This is a genomic window from Janthinobacterium sp. 17J80-10 (assembly GCF_004114795.1).
GTDB lineage: Bacteria > Pseudomonadota > Gammaproteobacteria > Burkholderiales > Burkholderiaceae_D > Paucimonas.
This window is the reverse complement of record NZ_CP035311.1, coordinates 392,992-417,456: the sequence shown is the minus strand read 5'-3', so window position 1 is coordinate 417,456 and position 24,465 is coordinate 392,992. Positions and strand designations below refer to the sequence as shown.

21 protein-coding genes are annotated in these 24,465 nt (G+C 60.2%); 9 read left to right on the top strand and 12 right to left on the bottom strand.

Annotation, left to right across the window (positions count from 1 at the left end; genetic code table 11):
* Nucleotides 1-8 precede the first annotated feature (8 nt).
* From dmpG to EKL02_RS01770, 7 genes are all read right to left on the bottom strand, one after another.
* Nucleotides 9-1,046, bottom strand: a complete 1,038-nt coding sequence (gene dmpG / locus EKL02_RS01800) for a 4-hydroxy-2-oxovalerate aldolase (RefSeq protein ID WP_128900433.1) — start codon at nt 1,044-1,046, stop codon at nt 9-11.
* On the bottom strand, nt 1,043-1,963 hold the full coding sequence (locus EKL02_RS01795) for an acetaldehyde dehydrogenase (acetylating) (protein WP_128900432.1): 921 nt from the start codon (nt 1,961-1,963) through the stop codon (nt 1,043-1,045). The genes dmpG and EKL02_RS01795 overlap by 4 nt, the downstream gene beginning before the upstream one ends.
* Before the next feature lie 16 nt (nt 1,964-1,979).
* A complete protein-coding gene (locus EKL02_RS01790) occupies nt 1,980-3,059 on the bottom strand; it encodes an ABC transporter substrate-binding protein (protein WP_128900431.1) in 1,080 nt (359 codons plus the stop codon).
* 29 nt (nt 3,060-3,088) lie between these two features.
* Complete coding sequence (locus EKL02_RS01785) at nt 3,089-3,907, bottom strand: ABC transporter permease (protein ID WP_164931924.1); 819 nt, start codon at nt 3,905-3,907, stop codon at nt 3,089-3,091.
* Nucleotides 3,908-3,912: 5 nt separating this feature from the next.
* Nucleotides 3,913-4,719 carry an ABC transporter ATP-binding protein gene (locus EKL02_RS01780; RefSeq protein WP_241687765.1) on the bottom strand — a complete coding sequence of 269 codons (807 nt, stop codon included), beginning with the start codon at nt 4,717-4,719 and terminating at the stop codon, nt 3,913-3,915.
* A gap of 64 nt (nt 4,720-4,783) precedes the next feature.
* Complete coding sequence (locus EKL02_RS01775) at nt 4,784-5,467, bottom strand: hypothetical protein (RefSeq protein WP_128900429.1); 684 nt, start codon at nt 5,465-5,467, stop codon at nt 4,784-4,786.
* Nucleotides 5,467-5,787 carry a YciI family protein gene (locus EKL02_RS01770; protein ID WP_128900428.1) on the bottom strand — a complete coding sequence of 107 codons (321 nt, stop codon included), beginning with the start codon at nt 5,785-5,787 and terminating at the stop codon, nt 5,467-5,469. Before EKL02_RS01770 ends, EKL02_RS01775 begins: the two co-directional genes overlap by 1 nt.
* 141 nt (nt 5,788-5,928) lie before the next feature.
* Between EKL02_RS01770 and EKL02_RS01765 the strand changes: the two genes are divergently transcribed.
* On the top strand, nt 5,929-6,864 hold the full coding sequence (locus tag EKL02_RS01765) for a LysR family transcriptional regulator (protein ID WP_241687764.1): 936 nt from the start codon (nt 5,929-5,931) through the stop codon (nt 6,862-6,864).
* Nucleotides 6,865-6,892: 28 nt separating this feature from the next.
* Here EKL02_RS01765 and EKL02_RS01760 read toward each other — a convergent pair whose 3' ends face one another.
* On the bottom strand, nt 6,893-7,717 hold the full coding sequence (locus EKL02_RS01760; RefSeq protein ID WP_128900427.1) for a metallophosphoesterase: 825 nt from the start codon (nt 7,715-7,717) through the stop codon (nt 6,893-6,895).
* A 232-nt stretch (nt 7,718-7,949) separates the two neighbouring features.
* Between EKL02_RS01760 and EKL02_RS01755 the strand changes: the two genes are divergently transcribed.
* The 5 genes from EKL02_RS01755 (at nt 7,950) to EKL02_RS01735 (ending at nt 15,367) form a co-directional block, all read left to right on the top strand.
* Entirely contained in the window at nt 7,950-11,183 is a 3,234-nt protein-coding gene (locus EKL02_RS01755) for an EAL domain-containing protein (protein WP_128900426.1), read from the top strand.
* Nucleotides 11,184-11,322: 139 nt separating this feature from the next.
* Entirely contained in the window at nt 11,323-12,222 is a 900-nt protein-coding gene (locus tag EKL02_RS01750; RefSeq protein WP_128900425.1) for a DMT family transporter, read from the top strand.
* Between the two features lie 256 nt (nt 12,223-12,478).
* Nucleotides 12,479-12,868, top strand: coding sequence for a hypothetical protein (locus EKL02_RS01745; RefSeq protein ID WP_128900424.1), 390 nt, complete (start codon nt 12,479-12,481; stop codon nt 12,866-12,868).
* 13 nt (nt 12,869-12,881) lie between these two features.
* The gene (locus EKL02_RS01740) at nt 12,882-14,708 is read left to right on the top strand and encodes a hypothetical protein (RefSeq protein WP_128900423.1); all 1,827 of its coding nucleotides are present in this window, start codon (nt 12,882-12,884) and stop codon (nt 14,706-14,708) included.
* A gap of 155 nt (nt 14,709-14,863) precedes the next feature.
* A complete protein-coding gene (locus EKL02_RS01735; RefSeq protein WP_128900422.1) occupies nt 14,864-15,367 on the top strand; it encodes a hypothetical protein in 504 nt (167 codons plus the stop codon).
* Here EKL02_RS01735 and EKL02_RS01730 read toward each other — a convergent pair.
* Together EKL02_RS01730 and EKL02_RS01725 are read right to left on the bottom strand one after the other, a co-directional pair.
* A complete protein-coding gene (locus EKL02_RS01730) occupies nt 15,357-15,602 on the bottom strand; it encodes a hypothetical protein (protein ID WP_128900421.1) in 246 nt (81 codons plus the stop codon). The two genes, EKL02_RS01735 and EKL02_RS01730, sit on opposite strands and share 11 nt — an antisense overlap.
* 14 nt (nt 15,603-15,616) lie before the next feature.
* Nucleotides 15,617-15,853, bottom strand: a complete 237-nt coding sequence (locus EKL02_RS01725) for a hypothetical protein (protein WP_164931923.1) — start codon at nt 15,851-15,853, stop codon at nt 15,617-15,619.
* Between the two features lie 198 nt (nt 15,854-16,051).
* Here EKL02_RS01725 and EKL02_RS01720 point away from each other — a divergent pair, with 198 nt between their 5' ends.
* A complete protein-coding gene (locus EKL02_RS01720; protein WP_128900419.1) occupies nt 16,052-16,468 on the top strand; it encodes a PilZ domain-containing protein in 417 nt (138 codons plus the stop codon).
* Nucleotides 16,469-16,495: 27 nt separating this feature from the next.
* Here EKL02_RS01720 and EKL02_RS01715 read toward each other — a convergent pair whose 3' ends face one another.
* Complete coding sequence (locus tag EKL02_RS01715; protein WP_128900418.1) at nt 16,496-19,636, bottom strand: hypothetical protein; 3,141 nt, start codon at nt 19,634-19,636, stop codon at nt 16,496-16,498.
* Between the two features lie 316 nt (nt 19,637-19,952).
* On the opposite strand from EKL02_RS01715, the gene EKL02_RS01710 reads away from it, so the two are divergent.
* Nucleotides 19,953-20,504: a hypothetical protein gene (locus tag EKL02_RS01710; RefSeq protein WP_164931922.1), complete on the top strand. Its 552-nt coding sequence runs from the start codon at nt 19,953-19,955 to the stop codon at nt 20,502-20,504.
* Between the two features lie 21 nt (nt 20,505-20,525).
* Here EKL02_RS01710 and EKL02_RS01705 read toward each other — a convergent pair whose 3' ends face one another.
* A complete protein-coding gene (locus tag EKL02_RS01705) occupies nt 20,526-21,740 on the bottom strand; it encodes a class I SAM-dependent methyltransferase (protein WP_128900416.1) in 1,215 nt (404 codons plus the stop codon).
* A 386-nt stretch (nt 21,741-22,126) separates the two neighbouring features.
* Between EKL02_RS01705 and EKL02_RS01700 the strand changes: the two genes are divergently transcribed.
* Nucleotides 22,127-24,463, top strand: a complete 2,337-nt coding sequence (locus EKL02_RS01700) for a penicillin-binding protein 1A (RefSeq protein WP_128903339.1) — start codon at nt 22,127-22,129, stop codon at nt 24,461-24,463.
* Nucleotides 24,464-24,465 lie beyond the last annotated feature (2 nt).

The following is a 24,465-nucleotide window of genomic DNA, read 5'->3' as shown; positions in this document are numbered from 1 at the left end:
AAAATCGCTCAGCTCGGCAGCAGGCCGCGTTCCTTGGCCATGGTCATCGCGGTGTCTTCGATCATGTCTTCCTGGCCGCCGATCAGCTTTTTCTTGCCAAGTTCGATCAGGATTTCACGCGCTGACACGCCGTATTTGGCTGCAGCGCGGCGCGCGAACAACAGGAAGGTCGAATACACCCCGGCATAACCGATGGTCAGCGACTCGCGGTCAACCCGCACCAGCTGGTCCATCAGCGGCAGGATCACGTCTTCTGCCACATCCATCATCTTGAACAGGTCAACGCCGGTATGAATGCCCATGCGTTCGCACACGGCGGCGAACACTTCCAGTGGCGTATTGCCGGCGCCGGCGCCAAGGCCGCCGACCGAGCCATCGATACGGTTGGCGCCGGCTTCGATAGCCGCGATGGAATTGGCGATGCCCATGCCGAGGTTATGGTGGCCATGGAAGCCCAGTTGCGTCTTTGGGTCCAGCGCATTGCGCAGCAGCGCAATGCGGGCGCGTACGTCGTCCGGCAGCATGTAGCCGGCCGAGTCGGTCACGTAAATGCAGTTGGCGCCATAGGATTCCATCAGCAAGCCCTGCTTGAGCAGCCCTTCCGGCGAATTCAGGTGCGACATCATCAGGAACCCGGTGGTGTCCATGCCCATTCCGCGGGCGTAGGCGATGTGCTGCTCGGCGACGTCGGCTTCGGTGCAATGGGTCGCCACATGGACGCTGTGCACGCCGCATTCCCGCGCCGAACGCAACTGGTCCATGGTGCCCAGACCCGGCACCAGCAGGACGGACACCTTGGCGCGCTTGAGCTTGGGGATGACCGCGTTCAGGTATTCCTCGTTGCTATGGCGCGGGCGGCCGTAGTTGAGCGACGCCCCACCCAGGCCGTCGCCATGCGTGACCTGGATCAGCGGCACGCCGGCATCATCCAGCGCGGTTGCCACGCGCACCATTTCATCCAGCGTCATCTGATGACGTTTGGCATGCATGCCGTCGCGCAGGCACATGTCATGCAACATGACCTTTCTTCCCTTGAGTGACATCATGCTGGCTCCATAGTTTTCGGTTGGGCTTTGAAACGCCCGGCGTTGATTTCTTCGGCAAACATTTCAGCGGTGCGCGTGGCGGCAGCCGTCATGATGTCGAGGTTGCCCGCATAGGTCGGCAGGAAATCGCCCAGCCCCGTCACTTCCATGTAAATCGAGACCTGGTGGCCGTCGAACACCGGACCATTCACCAGCCGGTAACCCGGCACATATTTCTGCACCTCGAGGATCATGGCTTTCACGGACTTTGTGATGGCTTCCTGATCGGGCAGCGTATCGGTCTCGCAATAGATCGTGTTACGCATGACCATCGGCGGTTCCGCCGGATTAATGATCGCCATTGCCTTGCCGAGCCTGGCGCCGCCGATTCTTTCAATCGCATCCGACGTGGTGTAAGTGAACTCGTCGAGGTTCTTGCGCGTGCCGGGGCCGACCGATTTCGACGACAGGCTGGCGATGATTTCACCGTAGCTCACCGGTTGAATGCTGGAGACCGCATACACCATCGGGATCGTCGCCTGCCCGGCGCAGGAAATCATGTTGACGTTCATTTCCCCTTTGCCGGCATGTTCGCGCAGGTTGATCGGCGGAACGCACAGCGGGCCGATGGCCGCCGGCGTCAGGTCGATCATCAGCACGCCCAGCGCATTGAGCTTGCGCGAATTATCGGCATGCACGTAGGCTGAAGTGGCGTCGAAAGCAATCTGGATGCCGTCTGCATGCACATGCGGCAGCAGGCCGTCGAGCCCTGCGGCGGTGGTCTTCAGGCCCATCTCGCGGGCACGCTTGAGCCCCTCCGAATCGGCATCGATGCCGACCATCCACACCGGTTCCAGCAAGGGGCTGCGTTGCAGCTTGTAGATCAGATCGGTGCCGATGTTGCCGGAACCGATCAGGGCGCATTTAATTTTTTTCATCTGGTTCCCCTGGCGCTCAGTTTTTCCACTCTTTGGCCGCCTTGCGTACCGCTGCACGGTCGAATTCATTGATGCAGTTATTCAGCGCCATGGTGGCGACAGCGGAGATCGCCGGGGTTTTTTCCGGTGTGCCTTTGTCCTTGTAGAGCAGCTCGGCATATTGCTTGAATTTATTTTCATCGATCACGCCATATTTTTCGCCGGGGCCGAAGCCGACGTTGAAGATATCGGCGATGTACTTCAATTCGACGACTGCTTTTTTAATCTCTTCAGGTTTGCTGGCTGGAACACGTGCGGCGGGATTAAAATCCCAATACAGTTCCACCGCAGCTTCCGGATTTTCAGCGGCGAACAGCGAGGCTTTTGCCAGCGCCCGCCCATAGCCGCACAGAGCCTTCTGCTTGGTGGCAATGGTGGTGTCCGATGCCATCGAGGCCAGATTGCCGAACGTACCAAGGGTCGGATGGGTGAAGTAGGTGAATTGCTGGCCGTTGCGCTCCATCGCTGCGTACATCACGTCCCACATTGCCAATGCCTGCACGTTGCCGTTGCGCAGCGCTGTGAGAGCCTGGTCGCCCACGCCAACCGGCACGAAGGTATCAGCGGTGGGCGTAATGCCTGCACTTAACAATATCGACTTGGCCACGGTGAGCGAGGCACTGCCGAGGTTGCTGACGCCAATCTTCGCGCCCTTGAGGCTGGCCGGCGTCGTGATGTTTGATCCCTTCGGTACACCGATGCTGTACATCAGCGTCTTGTGGTTTTGCAGGAATACCTTGGCCTTTACACCGCTATCCTGGCCGAGCAGCAACGGCTCGACCGTCGCGAGGGCAATGTCGGCATTATTGGCGGCCATCAGTTGCACGGCGGTCGAGGCATTGGCAGTATTGCGAATTTCCAGGTCGATGCCCTCGGCCTTGAAATAACCAAGCTGCTGTCCGACATACAACGGGAGCAGGGAATAGGTCGGCACCGGAGCACCCCCCTGCACCGTGAGCTTAGTCTGGGCCTGCGCGGCGCCGCCTGTGAAGGCGAGAGCGATCGCCACCGAGGTGAGGGTCGAATTTTTGATATGGCGAATCAGGTTGTTTTTCATTGCATCTCCGTTATTAGTTTGAGTAAGTTTTAAACGCCGCGAATTTCTTCCGCTGGGCCCCAGAAAACCAGCTTTTTGGAAAGGGCTTTAATGATCACGCTCAAAACGATGCCGACAGTCGAGAGCACTACCAGCACAGAAAACACGCCCGCCACATCCATCGCCGACTGCCGCTGGATGATCAAGGCGCCCAGGCCACGGGATGCGCCGAGGAATTCGCCGACGATCGCGCCGATCACCGAAAACACCATGGCGATCTGCAGGCCGGCCATCAGGAAAGGAAGCGCGTTCGGCAGCTGCACCATGCGGAAGATTTGCCAGCGCGAGGCTTTCATCACGCGCATCAGCAGGATCTGGCGCGGGTCCGAGCCGCGAAAACCCACCACCGCATTTACCACGATCGGGTAAAAGGCGATCAGCGCCACGATGACGACCTTGGAACTGATGCCGAATCCGAACCAGATGATCAGCAGCGGCGCAATCGCGGGCTTGGGAATGGTCTGCAAGCAGGTGATGTAGGGCGACAGGATTTTGTCGGCTATCGGAATCAGTGCAATGGCGGCGCCGCAAATCAGCCCCAGCACGGTCGCAAGCGCAAACCCCAGCAGGATCTCGGCCAGCGTGTAGTAGATATCGACGCGCACGCTTTCCTGCGTCAAATCTGCGTATAACTGCATGATGACTTTGGAAGGCGCTGGCAGCAGGTAACCCGGGATCAATCCGGCCTGGACGCTGAGCTCCCATCCGCCCAGCAGAATGACGGCGACCACGATCGAGAGAACGCTGCCAAGATCGTAGCGTGGCAAGCGGCGCACAGGAGTAGCGGTGTTTGATATGACCTGGTTCATGACGTTCATAACTCCGTAGTGGCAGATAACAGGCTGCGGATGTGCGCGACATACTTGCCGAAAGCCATCGAGGTGGTGTCGGTCAGCTGGCGCGGACGCGGCAAGTCGATGTCGATGATTTCCTGCACCCGGGACGGCCGGGCCGACATCACGACGACACGATCCGACAGCAGCACGGATTCGGGAATCGAGTGGGTAATGAAGAGCACGGTCTTTTTGCTCTCCATCCAGATCCGCTGGAGCTCCTGGGTCATGGTTTCACGCGTCAGGGCATCGAGCGCACCGAAGGGCTCGTCCATCAGCAGCAGCGATGGGTCGCTGACCAGCGCCCGGGCAATCGATGTGCGCTGCTGCATGCCGCCGGACAGCTCGGTCGGGTACTTGTTCTCGAATCCCTTGAGCCCGACCAGCTCGATCAGATCGCGGGCGCGCTGCTCATGCTTGCGCCGTTCCAGGCCCATCACCTCGATCGGCAGGCAGACATTCTGGAAAACGGTGCGCCATGGCAGCAGCACTGCATCCTGGAATACCATGCCGAGGTCCGGGCTGGAAGCGCCGGCGGGCAAGCCATGGAACTCGATCGAGCCACTGGTGGGCTTCAAAAGCTTGCCGATCATTTTCATCAGCGTGCTTTTGCCGCAGCCGGAAGGGCCGACGATGGAAATGAACTCGCCTTTGCTGACGTTGAACGAAACCTTTTCGACCGCATTGATGGGGCCGTTACGGGTGTCGTAACATTTCTCCAGGCTATTCACCTCAATGAAAGGCGTTATCCCCGGGTTGGGCATAAGCCGTGCCACGTTCTCTACCATGTTTGTCTCCAGGCCATGTGCGAGCATGGCCTTTTAATTGAATTTTTTATGTCCCTTGCTCGCTCTAGCCTGGCAGCTGGATTTCCTCTTCCAGGTAGCGGTAATACTGCTGCGACTTCGGCTTTTGTGCGTCTTCCGGCTTGACGTAAGAGATTGTCGATTTGCCGGAATACGCGCTCGGAATCACCATCACGCGTATGAAATTGGCGGGACCCTGATCCCAGGTTTTGGCGTAGACATGTTCCGGCCCGCGTTCCAGCCAGGTCACGCCGGGCGTTGCCGTCCACTGTTTGCCGAGCGAATCGATGAAGATTTCGCCGGTATGCAGGCATCGCACGCCCGGTGCCGCATGGATGTGGGTCAACGCTTCGCCGCCTGGCGGGAAGGAGACCTGGTCGCAGCGGATAGCAAACTGCCGCTCGTCATCCGGCAGCGGCAGCGCGTACGCGCCCTTGTTCTGACTGTCGACGCCGGCGCCGTGTGACAGCGTGGCGGCGTCGTCAGAGTCCACCGGCACCAGTTCCCAACGCCAGACTGTTGCCGGGCCGACGGCGGCTTCGATGATGGTTTCGGCCTGCACCAGCTGGGCATTGTCTTCGCTAAGAATGCGACGCCGGCCGCCTTCGATAATGCGGACGGTACCGGTGCGGCAGTACACGACACGCATTTCAGGGCGCAGGGTAATGCTGGCGCCGGCTTCCAGCTTGTCGTGCACGACGCGCAGCTTGAGATTTTCCTTGATTGCCATTAGTGGGTCTCCTTGATGATTGGCTGGATGTTGTAGTGAGGCGCGACGCGGAAGTTGTGCACTTCCATGCGCGCCCAGACATTGCCGAGCTTGTAAGGATCGGTGTTGAACCATTCGTCGAGCTCGGCGCGGGTGTCGAACTGGATTGCGGCAGCCGAGCCGATCACGTCGCCGGCGTCATTCAGCAATGCGCCGCCAATCAGCAGGTGGTTTGCATGCTGGAAATGCTCTGCGCGCTTGAGGTGGTCGGGGCGGATCCTGGCGCGGCGCTCTTGCGCACCGGCATCTGTGGCGTCGTACAGGAAAATTAAAAATTGCATGGTGTGGTCTCTCGTATCGTCTTGTATTGATGGCGTTTTTGCGCCGGTTCCAAAATCGGCGGCAGCGCGTATGTGATAAATTAGCGGCTACAGACAATACTTTCCAATACCAAATTTGCTCCCATCTCATACAAAAATGGTATGAGAGCGTCACCAGAGACTTGCCAGTTCATGGATTTTCGTCAGCTTAAGTACTTCATGGCGGTCGCCGAAGAGTCGAACATGGGCCGCGCTGCAGCGCGCCTGCATATCTCGCAGCCGCCGCTGACGCGTCAGATCCAGCTGCTGGAAGAAACCATCGGCGCGACGCTGTTCTTGCGCACCGCCAAGGGCATGGAGTTGACCGATGCCGGGCAGTTGTTTCTTGACGGTGTGCGCAATATTTTTGCGCTGATCGAACAGACCACCGAGCGGACCCAGCGCGCCGAGGCCGGCCAACTCGGCCGTATCGATGTCGGCATCTTCGGCTCCAGCATCCTGAGCCTGATCCCGGGACTGCTGCTGAGTTACCGCACCATCTATCCGGATGTGAAAATCGTGCTCCATACGATGGGCAAGAAGGAGCAGATCGACGCGCTGCGAAACCGCACACTGGCGGTGGGCTTTAACCGGCTGGTCTGGGACACGCCGGACATCACGGCGGAAGTGCTGATGAACGAGCGGCTTTATGTCGCCGTGAATCAAACCCATGCGCTGGCGCGGCAGAAGGAAATCGCATTCTCTGAACTGGCAAGCAATCCTGTGGTGTTATTCCCCAGCGCCTCGCGGCCGAATTTCATCGACTACGTGATGGAACTTTGTCACGCCGAAGGCTTCCATATGCAGGAAACGCAGGAAGTGGCTGACGCCGTCACTGGCGTTGCCCTGGTAGGCGGCGGCTTCGGCATCTGCCTGGTGCCGGAGTCAGCCACCGCCCTGCAGATTCCCAATGTGGTTTACCGGCCGATCAAGAAGGTGCCGGCGCCGACCGTGGACCTGAGCTGCCTGTACCGGAATGACGACCAATCGCCCATCCTGCATAATTTTTTGAATGTGGCGCGGGTGTACTGCAAATCGCAAACCCCTCATGGTCTTTGATTCTGGCGCGACCCCAGAATAAAGCGCGCTAGCCGACCTCGACCACGCGCTGCGGGTCGAACTCCGGATTTTCCCAGGTCAGCTGCTCGGGGGAAGCCGCCGCCAGGCGGTTCGTGGCGTAGCCGCGCGGGTTGGTGACGATGCGCGTGCCGGCGACCGTATAGTCGAAGCTGTTGTGCACATGGCCATGGATCCACAGCTCGGCGCGACCCATCAGCGGCGTCAGGTCGCTGACAAAGGCGGCATTGATGATCGAGCCGGCAAAGCGCTCGTGCACCGAATCCGGATGCGGGCCGTGATGGCTGACGACGACGGTGGCGCCATCGAATTCTTCCGCGAGCTTTGTCGCCAGCCAGGCGCGCGAGGCGGCATGCAGTTGTTGCGCTGCCTTGGCGGGAAAACTGATCTCGCCACTTTCGCACTCCTTGTCATCGTGGTCGCGCTGCCCGGTGTGTATCACTTTATGGTCCGGCAAGAATTTTTCCGCTGCCAGCATGGCTTCGGCCGGATCGAATGGCGCCAGCTCGTAGTCGGTCCACAGGCAGCACCCCAGGAAGCGCACGCCATTCAGCACCAATTCATCGTTTTCCAGGAAATGCACATTGCTGCCGTGCGCCTGTTCGCGCAATTCTTCCAGCAAGTCGTCATATTGCTGATAGTAGGCCTCATGATTGCCATGGATATACACGACCGGCACCGGCCAGTCGGCGAAAGTCTGGATCGCCATCGTGGCCCGGTGAATGTCGCCGGCAATTACCAGGACATCAGCGTCGGCAGGGGAGATGATGCGATAGTCGGGAAACTGCTTTTCCAGAAATTCATAGTGCAGATCGGAAGCGAACTGGATTTTCACGTCAGGGCTTGGGCAAGAAGTTTATTTAAAACTGATTGTAGCTTTAAAAACAGTTCTCCCTCTTTTAGGGCCGATGCTGTGTCGACAATTGTTCCCCGCTCCCCGACCATGCCTCCTCTTGGGGCAATAATTGCCTGTTTTGTGTGCGTGCGTAAAAATAAATAAGTTACTGATAAGCAATTTCTGGCACGCCACTTGCTGCAAGCCTATACCACGGCCTGCATCCATTCCCATGAAAAATAAATTTTTCCGGCTGATACGAAGTCTTACAGTCGGACGCAAACTCGCATTGATCTACTTCCTGGACCTGACGGCGGTCATTTTCGTCTCAGCCATCCTGATCAATGAAAAATTCATCGCCATTGACTTTGCCCGCAAGGAAATTGTCGGCAACTACTATATCGCTGCGATACGCGATACGCTGATGACCATCGTCGATCCGGCATCAAGCCTTGCAGACGACACCCGGCCACGGCGAAGTTACGACCGCCTTGCCGATGCAATTACGCAAGCCGAAAAACGCCATGGTGCCGCGATGGACAGTGCAACCCTGAGCGTAGAACTGGCCGACAACCTGAAGCGGGCTGCAGCCGCAGGCCTGGCAGGCCAAGCCGGGATTTCGCCCCAGTCAGCCGCGGCATTTGCCACCGGCCGCGAATTGCTGACACGTGTGGGCAACCAGTCGAACCTGATTCTCGACCCGGATCTGGACAGCTACTACACGATGTCGCTGATCGTGCTGCGTTTCCCGGAACTGCTGGAGGTGCTGCACCAGACAGCCACCCTGACCAGCCAGATGGCAGGCGCCTCCACGCGGGACCGGCAAATCAACCAGCCGCGTTTTCTGATCCTGGCCGGCAGGCTGGATGCGATCGTACGAAGCATACGCAGTGACTATGCCGAGGCTTTTTCAGCCAGCACACCATTGCTGAAAGCGAATCTGACGCGCTCGCAGGACACCTTGCTCGCGGCGACACGGGAGTTCCGCAATGCCAGTCAGGAACTGGCTGGCATCAACGCGCAGCCGGCAACGGTCGGCAACTATCCACAGATACGGCATGCGGCCTTGCAGGCGCTGGACGCCGCTTGGCTCGACGCCGCCGCCGAAATCGAGCGGCTGCTGCATGCACGGATCGACCATGCGTTCTCACGCATGTGGACTCATCTGGGCGTGGCTGGCGTACTGCTGCTGGTGATCCTGAGTATCGTTTTTTTCGTCGCCAGGCAAATTGCCTTGCCGATCGTGCGGCTCGAACGCCTGACAGACCGTGTGCGGCATTCCGGCGACTATTCATTGCGGGCCAACTGGGACAGCGACGATGAAATCGGCCGGCTCGTCGCCAGTTTCAATAACATGCTCGAGCAACTGGACCATCACCGCGTGGTCCAGCAAGAGCTGGTAGCGCAAACCCGCGCGGCGCAAGCGCAACGGGAATTGGTAGAGGCAATTCCCATTCCGCTGATGGTCACGGCAATTCCGAACCACGAAGTGCTGCATGCCAATGACGCCGCCCGCGCCTGGCTATCCGACCAGGTTGAAAATCCCTGGCACGCCGGCATGGACCAATCCTCGCGCGCGCGCTTTTTCCAAGGACTGAGCGACCTTGGCTCGGTGAGTGAATTTGAGGTGCGCTGGCGCGGCGGCGATAAGCCATCCTGGGCGCTGGTGTCGGCGCGGCGCCTGGATTACCAAGGCCAGGATGCGGTGCTGACGACCTTCACCCCGACCAACAACATGAAGCAAATGGAAAAGCGCCTGGAGCTTTGGGCCAAGGTGTTTGAAGCGTCATCCGAGAGTATTGTAATCATTGATGCGGATAGCAAGATCGCCATCGTCAACCGGGCATTTTGCCGCAATACGGGTTTCAGCCTGGAGGAACTGATCGGCACATCCCCCATGCCCCTGCTCGCCGACAGGCACGGCAGCGAATTTGTGAACACGATTCATCAGACCGCCGCCGGCAAAGGCTTCTGGCAAGGGGAAATCTGGATCAATCGCAAGGAAGGCACTGCCTATCCGGCATGGCTGGTATTAAATGCGGTCAGAAACAATCATGGCAACATCACACACTTCATCGCGATTTCCTTCGATATCACCGAGCGCAAGGAAAACGAGCAGCGCATCCATTACCTGGCACATCATGATGCATTGACCGGCTTGCCCAACCGCATCCTGTGCGCGGAGCGGTTGCAATTATCGATCCAGCAAGCCAGCCGCACAGACAAGATGGTGGCTGTGCTGTTTATCGACCTGGACCGCTTCAAAAATATCAATGACTCCCTGGGCCATCATGTCGGCGATCGGCTATTGTGCTCGGTGGCGGAACGGCTGTCGCAGGCGGTGCGTGAAGGCGATACCGTTTCCCGTTTGGGCGGCGACGAATTCGTTGTCATCCTTAACGGCATCGCCAGCGTGGACGAGATCGGCACGGTGGTCGAGCGGCGCATGCTGCCGCTGATCCTGCGCCAGCATGACATCGATGGCGCTGAGCTGTTCATTTCCTGCAGCGTCGGCGTCGCGGTGTTTCCGGATGATGGCAAGGACATCGGCAGCCTTATGCGTCATTCGGATGCGGCAATGTACCAGGCCAAGGAACAGGGCAGGAACAATGTGCAATTCTTCACCCCGCAGCTCAACGAGCGGGTCGTACGTCGATTGCGCCTGGAGAATGACTTGCGCCATGCGACCGAACGCAACGAGCTGCTGCTGTATTACCAGCCACGCGTCTGCGCCCGCACCGGCGCGCTGGCCGGGGTAGAGGCCCTGGTGCGCTGGCAGCATCCCGCCGATGGCATGGTCGCACCGGACAGCTTTATTTCGATTGCGGAAGAGTCTGGGCTGATCATCCCGATCGGCGACTGGATCATCCGGGAAGCGTTTCGCCAGCACCTGGCCTGGCGGGAAAACGGCTTGGGCAACATTCCTGTCTCCATCAACCTGTCCGGGATGCAGATCAAGAACGGCGACCTGGCCGGCGTACTCAGCAATGCCCTGGCGGAGTTCCCTGTGCAGGCACGCGATTTTGAACTGGAGCTGACCGAGTCCATCCTGATGGACGACGTTACCAAGACCATCGCGGTGCTGGAAAAAATCAAGGCGCTGGGGTTCACGCTGTCTGTCGATGATTTTGGCACCGGCTATTCAAGCCTGAATTACCTGTACCGATTCCCCATCGACAAGCTGAAAGTCGACCGCTCCTTCATCCAGAATATTCATGTTGAACCACATCATCTGGCAGTGACCAAGGCAATCATCGGCCTGGGCCACACGCTCGGCCTGGAGGTAGTCGCCGAAGGCGTAGAACATGAAATCGATGTGACGGTGCTGCGGGCAGCGGGATGCGATGAATTCCAGGGATATTATTTTGCCCGGCCTATGCCTGTCCAGGCATTCGCACTCTGGCTGCAACAATACCGCAACGTGGCCGCAGCCACGCCGCTAGCGCCGGAAGGCATGCCGGTCTGACCATTTGCGCATCACAGCCGCGGCAGGCGTGTCATTCGCCTGTCGCGGAAATCGGGTATCCTCTTAGTCTTTGCCGCCTGCGCGCCCTGCGAGAATCGGGCCGCCTCGTTTGCCCCTGCCAGCTGATTTTCCCCGCCTCATGAGCCATCCGCTGAACCTCACCACCGCCCTGATGCTGGCCACTCCGCCATTCCTGTGGGCTGGCAATGCCATCGCCGGACGCATGATGAGCCATTTGGCATCGCCATTTACCGTCAACCTGATCCGCTGGTCGGTCGCATTGCTGATACTGCTGCCTTTGGGACGCAACGTACTGCGTCGCGACAGCGGCCTGTGGCCGCACTGGAAGCGCTTTGTCGTGCTCGGCCTGTTGGGTGTCGGCTCCTATAACGCTCTGCTTTATCTGGCACTGCGCACTTCTTCGCCCATCAACGTCACGCTGGTAGGCGCAAGCATGCCGATCTTTATGATGGCAATCGGCCGCGTGTTTTTCGGCGTGCGCTTTTTACCCATGCAGATCCTCGGTGCCTTGTTGTCAGTTACCGGCGTGGTGGTGGTCCTGTGCCGCGGCGACTGGCACGCCCTGCTGACGCTGCGGCTGGTGCCAGGCGACGTCATCATGATCGTCGCCACCATCATCTGGTCCGTCTACAGCTGGCTCCTGGCCCGCCCCACCGAGCCGGCGGCAATCCGCAAGAACTGGAGCGGCTATTTACTGGCGCAGGTCATTTTCGGCGTCGCCTGGTCCGCCGTCTTTGCGACGGGCGAATGGACGCTGGGACAGCCGCAATTCGACTGGGGCTGGCCGCTGGCGCTGGCCCTGCTGTATGTATCAACCGCCCCGGCCATCATCGCCCTGGGTTTGTGGGGCGCCGGCGTAGCGCGCGTCGGGCCGAACATTGCCTCGTTCTTTTCCAACCTGATTCCACTGTTTACCGCGCTGATGTCATCGGCCTTTCTGGGCGAGCTGCCACAGCTCTATCATGGCGCGGCCTTCATGTTGATCGTCGGTGGCATTGTGCTGTCGTCACGCCGCTGATATCCGCACGCTTTTCGAATGAGCCCGCAGACAGGAATCTGCGGGCTTTTTTGTTATTCAAATGTTGTATAACTGATATCACATAAAGTTAATTGTTTTGCAAGTTGCAACGCATCATAATTTGCCCGTCTCTGCCGTATCTATCCGATATGGACTGGCCTGCTCCCTATGCAGGCTTTTTTTTGACACCAGCATGCTGCAGCGCCGCATAAACAGCGTTGCCTCGTGCGCTTTTTAAAAACTGTCGGAGAAAAACATGAAATTGACAATGCCGATGCTTGTGCTGGGATGCCTGGCAGCTCCAGGGTTATTTGCGGCGAATGTCCGCCTCGATTCCTATTCGGTTGAAAAAAAGCAGCTGCCGGCTGCGATGGCAGCAAGGGATGCCGCTGGCGCCGAGCGCGCCTTCGATAAGGTGTACCTCGTCAAAGTAAAAGGCGTGATACCGACCAACTATGCGCAACCGGTGCAGCTTTTCATCGGCGATATGCCGATCCGCGAATACGGCGCGACCCGCGATGGCATTTACTTCAAGGTATATGACCCGCTGGTCTTGAAGCAAATGCATGGCAAGCCGTTCCGCTACGCCGCCGACGCAAAAGCTACACGCCAGAGCGCGCTGATTTTCAAGGCGCCTGCCGAATAAGGGGAAAAATAAAATGGCTTTGTTCAAAAATCTCATCACGAACGCCGCGCGCACCGCAAGCCTGCTGCTGGCGCTGCTGGGCGCTTCGCCGATGGCCCATGCCGGCTACGGCGACCCCGGCACCTATAGCGTCATCCAGGAATCCTACGGCAGCTGGACTGGCGGCGCCAACACCACCACCGACATCCGCAGCTACTTCGATTCGCCGGCATCCCATGTCACCGACGTGCTGGGCATCACGATGGACAAGGCGCCGCTGCGCGCAACCGTCTTTCGCCCTTCCGCCACCGGAAAATTCCCGATCGTCTTTATCCTGCACGGCAACCACGCGCCCGAAGAAGCCAGCTTCCAGGGCTACGCCTACCTGCAGCAACACCTGGCCAGCCAGGGCTATATCGCTGTCGCGATCGACGAGGATTTCCTGAACGGCGCGGTCGGCGAAATGGATGCGCGTGCCATTGTCCTGCTGCGCCACATGCAACTGTGGCGCAAGTGGAGCACGACCTTCGGCAACCAGTATTACAACAAGGTCGACATGACCAAGATCGCCCTGGTCGGACATTCGCGCGGCGGTGAAGCGATTGCGGTGGCCAAGGTGCTGAATACCACGCATTCCTCGAGTCTCACGACTTCCCCGGATTACTACAAGTTCAACATCGCAGCGCTGTTCTCGATCGCGCCGACCGACAAGTACATCCTGATGGAAATCGATCCGAAGACGCAAAAGCCCTACTTTGCGAATGCGGCGAACCCGGATGATCCGTCGCAGTCGACCCCGATCGTGCTGGATGATGCTGCTTACGCAACGCTGCAGGGCAGCCGTGATGAAGACGTCGGGTTTTTCTACGGGCAGAACCAGTATGAGCGTGCGCAGCGCGCAACGCTGGCGACGCCGACCCATATCAAGGCCGCCTACATGGTCAATGGCGCCAACCACAAGCATTTCAATAGCGTGTGGGCGGCACCTTGCGTGGCTGGCTATACATCCGAAGCCTGCGCCGACGGCTATTTCCATGTGCGTCCACTGGCCGGCCTGATTCGTCCCGACCAAAGCCAGCAGGCGTTGAAGGTGTACCTGACCGCCTACCTGGAAAACGTGCTGCGCACGGTCGACACCACCAATGTGCTGACCAACCGGACGCCGGACGCCAGCCTGCCTGCGGGCGTGACGATCGTGCCGCGCTACCAGAGCAAGGGCAGGGTGTTGTTGAATCACTACCAGGAAGATACATCAGCCTCGACCGGTTCACGCAGCGGCGTGACCAATGCCGGCAGCAACCTGTTCGAGATGCAGGAAATGTACCTGTTCCCGAACGAAGTCTGGTTCTTCGGCATCCCGATGGCGTACCAGGATTATCCGCACAGCTACCTGGCCACCAATGCGCTGCGGCTCGCCTGGCAAAATAGTACGGCCGAATACCGCCTGAATTTTGCCACCACCACCACAGTCGGCTCGCTGGTAAGCAGTAACCCGGTACTTTCGTTCGATGCCGGCCAGATGTACGAATTCACCCAGGACAAGAATCCGAAGGGTGTGGATCAGGATTTCACCGTGCACTTGCTGGTCAATTATCTCGGCACCACCTACACCAGCAATACGCTGGCGGTGTCGAACTATGCGCGTCTGCCGTATCCAGACCGTGCCTACCAGGTCGCCGGCGAAGACAATCTCGGCAGCGATTTCAGCCATTCCATGCTGCGCACGGTGCGCATCCCGCTGGCTGATTTTGTGGCGGGCAAGCCGACGCTTGCGCTTAGCCAGATCAAGGGTATCGTCTTCAAGTTCAACCAGAAGCCGACTGGCCGCGTCCTGCTCGACAATATCCAGGTCACCAAATAAGCCAGCGCCTGATTCGCTGACAAATCAACAAGCCCCGCTTCCATGCTGGGCTTGTTTTTTACAACAGTCAAAAAATTAATTGTGTCCTTGTGCGCAAAACACTAGCATAAGAAACGCAGCAAGCTTGACCTGCGATGACAATGACAGGGATGCGCATGAATCTGACCGAATGTCCGTTTTGCTATGCCCCCATCCATCCCCTGGAAGATGGCACCTGCCCGGCATGCCGCAAGAATACCCGCACCGCGCCGCCGGAGAACTTTCAATACACCGCCGCCGAACTGGCCGTCGACCAGGACTTTCCGGAATGCTGCGTCTTGTGTGGCAAGGACACGGACCACATGGAAGAATTCGTCTTTCATTACGATTCGCATCTTGGCGACCGGCTCGACGACGCCGCCTACATGGCGTTTGTGATGTTTTCGGTGCTGACCGCCGGCGTGGCGCTGCTATTCCTGCCGCAATACAGAAAGCGGTTGCGCAATTACCGGAAAATGACATACGCCATCAACCTGCCGTTTTGTCCGGATTGCCTGCCAGCCAAGGCGACTTATGCCCCCATTACCATCGAGGGCAGTATCTACCATTTCAAGGTACACAAGAATTTCAAGGCGAAGTTACCCAGCGATATGCCGGTGGTACGACTGTCTAGCCGCTGAGGACTTTTGCGCCTTCGAGCGGCCGGGAGGCATGCTTCCAGACAGCGTCGGGCTCGCTGCGCGCGAGGTCGCGTTCCCACGCCAGACCGCAGGCATGGCAAACGTAGTACTCAGCCACGCCGGTCGCCTTTTCCCAGAAGTTGATGCCCGCCTCGGAGTACAGCAGCAGGTTGGCATGCGGCGCCGTGGCGACGGGTGCGCCTTCCAGGGCAATACAGGCTGGGCATGCAGGCACGATCGTCTCCTTGGCTAACCGACGGCAGGTTTGTCGAGCTTCATGGCGCGCGCGAACGCGGCCCTGGCCTGGGCGTATTCGAGTTCGGCGCTACGGTATTCGGCTTCCAGCGCCTGCGCGGCCTCGCTGCCGGGCATGTGCACACTGGCTTGGCCAGCTTGCAGCAGGCGTTGCCGCTTGTTGAATACATCCTTGGCCAGGTGGGCCAGCAATTCTTCCCGTGTAGGTTCCATCGTTCTTTGCGAGTTCATGACTTATAGCCCATAGGACATTATCAAAACTGCTTTGTTCAACGATGTCCGCGCTTTTTCTGCTGGCGGACCTTCCGGCATAAGGGCGGTGGCACCACAGTTTGTTAAAGACTGTGTCGCAGGCAGCAGTTTGCGTCACTGCAAATAGACAAAGGAAATTTCTGTTCGTACACTGGCATCAAAAGGGGGAGACAACCCATGCCTGACAAGACCAATATGCAGGGGGCAAACCGGCGCGAGTACGTCCGCGTCGCGCCGGACCGTCGGGCGCCGGTGCGCGTCGACATCAACGGCAATGACTTTATTGAAGTCACCAATGCGGTCGATATCAGCGAGGGCGGTATCCGCATCAGCGTCAAGCACCATTTCGCCGGCTGCCATGTCGACTTGCCGGCCTCGGTCATCATTTACCTGCCGGCTCCGGTCGCCCGCCATTTCACTGCGCGCGGGCGCATCCGCCATGTGCTGGGCGATTCTTTCGGCGTACAGTTCATCGGCCTGAATCCCGCCCACCGCGAGCTGCTGCGTGAATATGTGGGTGGAATGGCGGGGACCTCAACGCCGGAGATTAATTTTTTCGGTCACGTGCGCAAGCTGTTCGGCATGGCGCCCTGAGGCACCTGCCCTGGCGCGCGCCGCCGCTTAGCGGCTGAAGCGCGGTGATGCCAGGGTGCCGGACAGATTCAGGTTGGCGTGGGCCTGCCTCGATGCGGTGCGCAAGTCAACCGCAAAACGTCCATCCAGCTTGTCATTGGCATCGGCGGTGGCATCGCCCGTCGCCGACAGCAAACCTGCCGACATGCGCATGCGCGACACCTGAACCTTGCCACCGACCAGCGCAAATTCGCCGCTCATTTCATTGAACGCTGACCTGCCGCTGCCGGCCTGGCCCATCACCTGGCTGGCCAAATCCACGCCAACCAGCATGCCATTGCCGATACTGAAGCTGCCCCTGGCTTGCGGCGAAGCGAACAGCTTGCCAGCCGCGTCTGCCTGCATCGTATACCTGAAACTGCCATCCATGGCGCCGCTTTGCAGCAATGCCGGCATCAGCCTTGACAAGGCGATTTGCCTGGCCTGCGCCTCGCCCTTGAGGCTCCAGCCATCGCGCCAGCCCAGCATGCCGTTGCCGCTGACGGTGCCGTCGTACAGGACAGCCGTAAACTTGCTGACCTCGAGCGCATCCGGCATCACCTTGCCGCTGGCATTGAATGTATCGAAGGCCTGCGTGCCGCCAAACGGCAGGACCAGGCCGCTTGCTGTCAGCTCAAAGCGCACCGTGGCGTCGGCGCGCTGCAAATCCAGGCGCGTCGAGCTGCCGGCTGCATCCAGCACGAGCTTGCGCCAACTGCCATCCTCGCCCAGTTCGGCAGAGGCCGTAAACGTCGGCAGCCGGACATGCCGGGAGCGTAACTGCAGATCGGTTGCATTTATCGATGCCGATTGCCACGCCGGGTTTTGCGCTTGTCCGAACAGCAGCCAGCCCATGCCTTCGTCATTGACGACGGGAGATACCAGCGTAACTGACTTGAATTGCATGGCATCGGAAAACACGCTGCCCAGTGCGACGCGAACATCGACCTCGCGCACGGTGATCTGCCCTTCATTGCCGATAGCCACCTGTTGCAACCGCCACTGCGGCGTTGGCAGCAAAGCCAGCTTGAGACTGCCGACTTTGACGGGTTGCCCGAACTGGGCGGTGGCGGCTTGCTCAAGCTGCGCCAGCCGGCCATTGAATGGCACCACGTGCAACAGCCCCACGCCCACCGCGGCCACGACCACCAGCGCGAGGGCACCAAGTCGCGCCAGCTTGCCGATATTTGCCGGCAACATGACCAGGCTGGCACCATTGCCCGACGAAGCGGCAGCCTTTTCTGCATCCCGGGCCTCGCGTTGCGCCTGCTTTTCGGCAGCCTTCTCCGCCTTGACGCGTGCCGCCTCCTCGGCTTTCAGGCGTGCGGCTTCCGCCCCCGCCTGCCGCGCTTGTTCCTTGGCTGCGTGCCGGGCTTGTTGTTCTGCTTCCTTTATTGCCTTGGCTTCAGCCGCCAGTTGCGCTTTCTGGGCTGCTTCTTGCCTGGCTTTTTCTTCCGCTTCTCGCCGCGCCTGCTCGCGGGCTTCCTGCTTTGCCTGCGCTTCTGCGTCCTTGCGGGCTTTTTCTTCTGCCTTTTGCCGCGCCTTTTCTTCTGCCTTGAGGCGCGCTGCTTCCTCGGCTTCTTGGCGCGCACGCTCCTGTTCGGCCTTTTTCGCCAGCGCCTCGGCGTCACGCCTTGCCTGCTCTTCCGCCGCCAGCCGCGCCTGTTCTTGCGCCTGCAAACGCATCTGCTCTTCGGCTGCGCGCCGCGCTTCTTCCTCAGCGAGCTTGCGGGCCTGATCTTCCGCTTCGCGGCGCGTACGTTCTTCGGCTGCCAGGCGTACCTCTTCTTCGGCATGCTCGCGTGCCTGGCGTTCCGCCTCGGCCTTTGCCTGTGCTTCGGCCTCGCGCCTGGCAAGCTCTTCGGCGACACGGCGGGCTGCCTCGCGCGCCTTCATGCGCGCCTGCTCCTGCGCTTCCTTCTTCGCCTGTTCGTCGGCCAGGCGGCGTGCAGCTTCTTCGGCCTGGCGGCGGACGAGATCCTCGGCTTCGCGCTGCATCTGCTCTTCAGCTTCTTTGCGGGCACGCTCCTGCGCGGCTTGCGCCTCCTCGAGAGCCCGCGCCTCGGCCGCTATCCGCGCAGCTTCTTGAGCTTCTTTGCGCGCCTGCTCTTCCACCGCACGGCGCGCCGTATCTTCGGCTGCCTGACGTTCGCGCTCCGCGGCGTCCTGGCGCGCACGCTCTTCGGCTTCGCGCCGGGCCGCTTCTTCCGCGGCGCGACGCGCCTCCTGCTGGGCCTGCTCCGCCTCGATGCGCGCCTGCTCCTGGGCCTGCCGCTCTTGTTCTTCTTTCCTCGCGCGTTCTTCAGCTGCCATGCGCGCCTCTGCTTCGGCGCGCTCGCGGGCCTGGCGTTCGGCTTCGGCCTTGGCCTGCGCTTCGCGCATCGCAAGCGCCTCAGCCTCGCGGCGAGCCTGGTCGTCTGCCGCTTTTTTGGCACGCGCCTGGGCCTCTCCGGCTTCCCGGACTTCCCGACGCGCCTGCTCCTCAGCTTTCAATCGTGCCTGCTCGACAGCCTGTTGCCGGGCCAGTTCCGCTTCGCGCGCTGCCTTTGCCTCGACTTCCTTGCGCGCCTGTTCTTCCGCTGCGCGACGGGCCGCTTCCTCTGCAGCGCGACGCGATTGCTGCTCGGCCTGCAGGCGCGCCGCATCTGCGGCCTGCTGCTGTACCTGCCGGGTAATGCGCTGTGCTTCTTCCTCGATGGCACGGCGCGTTTGCTCGACTTGCGCCACCGCATTCTCCAGGGAGAGCCTTGCGGCGGCATCATCAACCTGCGGCAAGTTACGGAAGTCGAGGCTGGCGCCCTGCGATTGCGGCTGCTCCATGGCACGGAAAAAATCGCCGATGGTCAACTGGCTATTGGCGGCCTCGATTTTGGCGGGCATGGTCAGGCCGAACACGGTGTCGCCAGCCGCGCGGGCTTCTGGCGGCGCAGAAGAGCCGAATTCGCGAATGTAATCGTCTGCCAGCAGCTTGGCGATTGCGGCTTGCAGTTTCGGCTCGTCGGTGCCGATCTGCGCGATCACATCGCCCAGGCTGGCCTTGCCGTCGATTTCCTTGAGAATCTTGCGCTGCTCACGTGACAGGTTCTTGGTCTTGCCGAGCGTTTCCCCCAAGCCCTTGGCTGTTTTGGTAAAGATGGTGTAATTATCCATGCCGCCTCAAAAGGTAAAACTTGCCACGCACCCCGGCGCGCTCCCTGCGATTGTTAATCTTTGTAAATTTCACCGGGAAAAGTTGCAGATTATCACTATCACTGCGCTTGTGATGCGTGGAATAAGGCGGTTTATCGGCCTGATACAAAATAAGTGTTGCTAGCACCACATATTTTGTGGAAATCACAAGCCTCGTGTTGCTGCCTTGGCGTGTTACTTGTCCAAACGCTCTTCCCACTGACATTTCCCTGCCCGTGAAAGAATTTTTTCGACTTTGCCTGGTCAATTAATACTTTAGCAATTCAAAATGCAAAACATGGCGCTCGTGAGTATTTCTGACGCGGCAAAACTGGTGCGCAAGGCGCGCACCACCCTGGCACGCGATATTGAAAATGGCCATCTGTCCCCGACTATCCTGCAAGATGGCGACGTGCGCATCGATACGGCAGAGCTGTTGCGGACCTATGGCCGCTTGCACAGTCCGCAGGCAGCGCCCAAGGAACCGGTGCGCAAGAATAGTACCGACAAAACCAGGATTGTCTTGCTCGAAGAACGGATCCGTTCCCTGGAGCGCATCATCGTGCTGGAAGCGGAACTGCGGCGGGTAAAAGATCAGGTCACCACGGAATTGCGGGCCCGCCTGTCCGACAAGGACAACCTGATCAAGATTCTGGAAAGTAAGGTCCTGTTTCTGGAATACGACCGCCAGACACGCCCGGAACCGACACTGGAACCGCAGCAAACGCCATCCCCGGCCGCCAGGCCGGCGCAATCCGCCCCACCGACAGCAACTGAACGGCGCCATGCGCCTGCCGGCTTGCGCGGCTGGTGGCAACGCACCTTTGGCAGCGCAGGGCCGCGAACCTGAATTGATCAGTGAAGGCGGCGCTCACGGCGCCGCTGGTGTGGCTTGCAGGCGCCACAGGGACGTAACTTCAGCGGCGCGCGCCGCGTGCAGAGGATCGTTCGGGTCGCTTGCCTTGGCGTGGTGCGGCCGCGCGTCCAGCCGGCCAGACACCGACAGCCCGGCGGCCTCGATCATCGCCAGCAATTGTTCGCGCGAGCGCAGGCCCAGGTGCTCGGCGAGATCGGACAGGATCAGCCAGGCTTCGCCGCCAGGCGTCAGGTGCGCCGCCACGCCATCCAGAAAGCCGCGCAGCATGCGGCTGTCCGGGTCGTATACGGCTTGTTCAATGGCGGAGCTGGGACGGGCTGGCACCCAAGGCGGGTTACATACCACCAGCGGCGCGCGCCCCTCGGGAAAGAGGTCGGCTTCGGCGACCTGCACGCGGTCGGACAAGTTCAGCAGGGCGAGATTGGCACGCGCGCAGGCAAGCGCACGTGGCGCGCAATCGGTGGCCACGACACGCTCGATGCCGCGCTGCGCCAGCAATGCCGCCAGCACGCCGGTTCCGGTGCCGATATCGAACGCCAGCGGCGGGGGACTGGTGGTTTGCAGTGCTTGCGCCACGAGGTCCAGGTATTCGCCGCGCACTGGCGAAAACACGCCGTAATGCGGATGGATGCGCGCGCCCAGTGCCGGGATCTCGACGCCTTTTTTGCGCCATTCGTGCGCGCCGATGATGCCCTGCAATTCACGCAGCGATGCCACGAAAGCAACGGCATTCTCGCCATAGGCCTCGTGGCAGGCTTGCCGGACATCCGGTGCGCGCCGCAGGGGAATGCCATAATCGGCTTCGAAAGGCAGCAGCAGGGAACCGAGTACGCGGGCACGCTGGGCTTGCGCCTGGCGATGCAAGTGGAACGCGTCGGCAGGTCCGCTAACTGTGGCGGCATCCTTGCCTGGCTTGCCGGACTTGCGGCGCCCCTTGCCATCAGCGCGGCGCGCCAGCGCCTGCAGCAATTGCCGCGCATTCTGGAAGTCGCCCCGCCACAGGATGGCCGTGCCTTCGCAAGCCAGCCGGTAGGCTGCATCGGCGCCCAGGGTATCGTCGCCGACCACGACGCGCTTGGGCGGCGCTGTGCTGCCTTCGGCGCGCCAGCGCGCAGAGCGCGCTTCACCGGCTTCAGTCCAGTGAATGACGGGCGGGGAATCAGCAGCGCCGGCAGGCGCGTTATCCGGCAATGGGGAGGAAGGTGGCATGAAAGACAAAAGATACAGGCAACGGCCCGTCAGGCGTGGGGATACGCATCAGCGCAAAGTCGGCATTTAATCATAGAACACGCCATCGCAGTACCGTATCCTTCTACGCCACAATGGAAATATTGTATGAATATTAAGCAACTTTTATATGATCTTGTTGCCTAACGTCATCGTTATCGTGCATTTCGTGCAAACAAGCCACAATGGCACGGATCTCTTCGTTACAAAAAGTAATCAACATTCCTGCAGGTCACCTTGCCTGCTAGAGTTGAACCCCTATGAAATCATCCAAATCTTCCAAGCCTTCGTCCTCACCGCAATCGCCGAGAGGATCGAAAAAGTCCCCGTCCGGCGCACGCACATGGCGCTGGCGCCTGGGCGGCTTCATGCTCGCCTCGCTGCTGGTGGTGACCGTGCTGGCCGGCTTGCTGGCAGCGTATGCGCTGGTACTGGTGGTGCCGTCCCTACCGAAGCTGGATGCGCTCACCGATTACCGCCCCAAGATTCCGCTGCGGGTGTATACCGCGGACAATGTGCTGATCGGCGAATTCGGCGAGGAACGGCGCGAATTTGTGCCGATCAAGCAAATGCCGCCGCTGATGACGCGGGCGCTGCTGGCCATCGAGGATGAAAATTTCTACCGCCATGACGGCGTCGATTACAAGGGCGTGCTGCGCGCTGCGCTGTCCAATGTGGTCAGCGGCGGCAATGGCCAGGGCGCATCGACCATCACCATGCAAGTGGCGCGCAATTTTTTCCTGACGCGCGAAAAGTCCTATGCGCGCAAGATCAATGAAGTCCTGCTGTCCTACAAGATCGAACGCGAATTGTCCAAGGACCAGATCCTCGAGCTGTACATGAACCAGATTTACCTGGGCGAGCGCGCCTACGGTTTTGCCGCCGCCGCCAATACCTATTTCGGCAAGCCGATCCGCGACATCAGCGCCGCCGAGGCCGCCATGCTGGCCGGCTTGCCGAAGGCGCCATCGACCATGAACCCGGTGGTCAATCCCAAGCGCGCGCGGCAGCGCCAGTTATATATCCTGAAGCGCATGCGCGAGCTCAACTTCATCAGCGCAGCCGAGCACAGCCATGCCGTCGAGGAAAAACTGGTCATCCGCGGCAGCGCCCAGCGCTATGGCACGCATGCCGAATACGCCGCCGAACAGGTGCGCAAGTTCATGTACGCGCAATTCAAGGAGGAGACGTATACGCGCGGCTTCAATGTCACCACGACCCTGCTGAAAGCCGACCAGGATGCGGCGTACGCCGCCCTGCGGCGCGGCGTGCTGGATTACGATCGCCGCCACGGCTACCGCGGCCCGGAAGCCTTCATCAAGCTGCCCGCCGACGAAGAGGAGCGCGACGAAGCCATCGCTGAAACGCTGTTGAAATATCCAAATAGCGTCGAACTGGAGTCGGCCGTGGTACTGGCGGCATCGAGCAAGGGCGTGCGCGCGCAACTGCTGTCGGGCGAAGAGATCGCAATTGCCGGCGACGGCTTGCGCTTTGCCGCGGCAAAACTGGCAGCCAAGGCGCAAAACGCCATCCGTGCCGGCGCGGTGGTCCGCGTGGTGCGCGACGCAAAACAAAAATGGGCGATTGCGCAATTACCGGAAGTGGCGGCGGCATTCGTCGCCCTGAACGCCCACGACGGCTCCTACCGGGCGCTGGTCGGCGGCTTTGATTTCGGCCTCAGCCAGTTCGACCATGTCAGCCAGGCGTGGCGCCAGCCGGGCTCGACCATCAAGCCCTTTGTCTATTCTGCAGCACTGGAAAAGGGGTTGTCGCCGGGTACCATGATCAACGATGCGCCGCTGGCAAGCGCCGACGCCGACAATGGCGGCAAGTCGTGGAATCCGCAAAACGACAATGGCAGCTACGACGGGCCGGTGACGATGCGCTATGGCTTGAAGCGCTCCAAAAACCTGGTATCGATCCGCATCCTGCAGCAAATCTCGCCGCAATATGCGCAGTCGTATCTGGGGCGTTTCGGCTTTGCGCCGGACAAGCATCCTGACAACCTGACCCTTGCACTGGGCACCGGCTCGGTCACGCCGCTGCAGATGGCGTCCGCCTACGCCGTGTTTGCCAATGGCGGCTATCAGCGCGAGCCTTACCTGATCGCCAAGGTGACCGATGCGCGCGGTAATGTGCTGGCGCAAAAGCCGCCGGCCGGCAGCGACAGCGAGCGGGTGCTCGATGTGCGCAACGCCTGGCTCATGGACAGCATGTTGCGCGACGTCGCCCATTCCGGCACGGCCGCAGCCGCCGGACAAAAACTGGGCCGCGCCGACCTGGCCGGCAAGACCGGCACCACCGACGACTCCATGGATGGCTGGTTCGCCGGTTATGCCGGCGATGTCGTGGCCGTGGCCTGGATGGGGTACGACACGCCGAAGTCGCTCGGCGGCCGCGAGTTCGGCAGCACCCTGGCGCTGCCGATCTGGATCGATTACATGCGCGTGGCGGTGCGCGGCAAGCCGGACGGCCAGCGTCCCCTGCCGGGCGGCCTGGTGCAGGTCAATGGCGATCTCGCATATCAGGAATTTGCCGAGCAGGGTGCGGTGCGCACAGTTGGCATGGAAGAACGCGACCCGATCAGCAACCTGTGGAACCGCCTGTTCGGCAGCGGCTCGCCCCCTTCGGGGCCAGCACGGGATCAGCCGCAGGCCGGGGCTAACAACAGGCAACAGCAACCAACGCCATTGGCATTGCCTTAAAA

What these genes read in the sequence shown, in the direction of transcription:
- dmpG (WP_128900433.1), bottom strand. Translation starts at nt 1,046, where the DNA reads ATGATGTCACTCAAGGGAAGAAAGGTCATGTTGCATGACATGTGCCTG.
- EKL02_RS01795 (WP_128900432.1), bottom strand. Translation starts at nt 1,963, where the DNA reads ATGAAAAAAATTAAATGCGCCCTGATCGGTTCCGGCAACATCGGCACC.
- EKL02_RS01790 (WP_128900431.1), bottom strand. Translation starts at nt 3,059, where the DNA reads ATGAAAAACAACCTGATTCGCCATATCAAAAATTCGACCCTCACCTCG.
- EKL02_RS01785 (WP_164931924.1), bottom strand. Translation starts at nt 3,907, where the DNA reads ATGAACCAGGTCATATCAAACACCGCTACTCCTGTGCGCCGCTTGCCA.
- EKL02_RS01780 (WP_241687765.1), bottom strand. Translation starts at nt 4,719, where the DNA reads ATGGTAGAGAACGTGGCACGGCTTATGCCCAACCCGGGGATAACGCCT.
- EKL02_RS01775 (WP_128900429.1), bottom strand. Translation starts at nt 5,467, where the DNA reads ATGGCAATCAAGGAAAATCTCAAGCTGCGCGTCGTGCACGACAAGCTG.
- EKL02_RS01770 (WP_128900428.1), bottom strand. Translation starts at nt 5,787, where the DNA reads ATGCAATTTTTAATTTTCCTGTACGACGCCACAGATGCCGGTGCGCAA.
- EKL02_RS01765 (WP_241687764.1), top strand. Translation starts at nt 5,929, where the DNA reads ATGAGAGCGTCACCAGAGACTTGCCAGTTCATGGATTTTCGTCAGCTT.
- EKL02_RS01755 (WP_128900426.1), top strand. Translation starts at nt 7,950, where the DNA reads ATGAAAAATAAATTTTTCCGGCTGATACGAAGTCTTACAGTCGGACGC.
- EKL02_RS01750 (WP_128900425.1), top strand. Translation starts at nt 11,323, where the DNA reads ATGAGCCATCCGCTGAACCTCACCACCGCCCTGATGCTGGCCACTCCG.
- EKL02_RS01745 (WP_128900424.1), top strand. Translation starts at nt 12,479, where the DNA reads ATGAAATTGACAATGCCGATGCTTGTGCTGGGATGCCTGGCAGCTCCA.
- EKL02_RS01740 (WP_128900423.1), top strand. Translation starts at nt 12,882, where the DNA reads ATGGCTTTGTTCAAAAATCTCATCACGAACGCCGCGCGCACCGCAAGC.
- EKL02_RS01735 (WP_128900422.1), top strand. Translation starts at nt 14,864, where the DNA reads ATGAATCTGACCGAATGTCCGTTTTGCTATGCCCCCATCCATCCCCTG.
- EKL02_RS01725 (WP_164931923.1), bottom strand. Translation starts at nt 15,853, where the DNA reads ATGAACTCGCAAAGAACGATGGAACCTACACGGGAAGAATTGCTGGCC.
- EKL02_RS01720 (WP_128900419.1), top strand. Translation starts at nt 16,052, where the DNA reads ATGCCTGACAAGACCAATATGCAGGGGGCAAACCGGCGCGAGTACGTC.
- EKL02_RS01715 (WP_128900418.1), bottom strand. Translation starts at nt 19,636, where the DNA reads ATGGATAATTACACCATCTTTACCAAAACAGCCAAGGGCTTGGGGGAA.
- EKL02_RS01710 (WP_164931922.1), top strand. Translation starts at nt 19,953, where the DNA reads ATGGCGCTCGTGAGTATTTCTGACGCGGCAAAACTGGTGCGCAAGGCG.
- EKL02_RS01705 (WP_128900416.1), bottom strand. Translation starts at nt 21,740, where the DNA reads ATGCCACCTTCCTCCCCATTGCCGGATAACGCGCCTGCCGGCGCTGCT.
- EKL02_RS01700 (WP_128903339.1), top strand. Translation starts at nt 22,127, where the DNA reads ATGCTCGCCTCGCTGCTGGTGGTGACCGTGCTGGCCGGCTTGCTGGCA.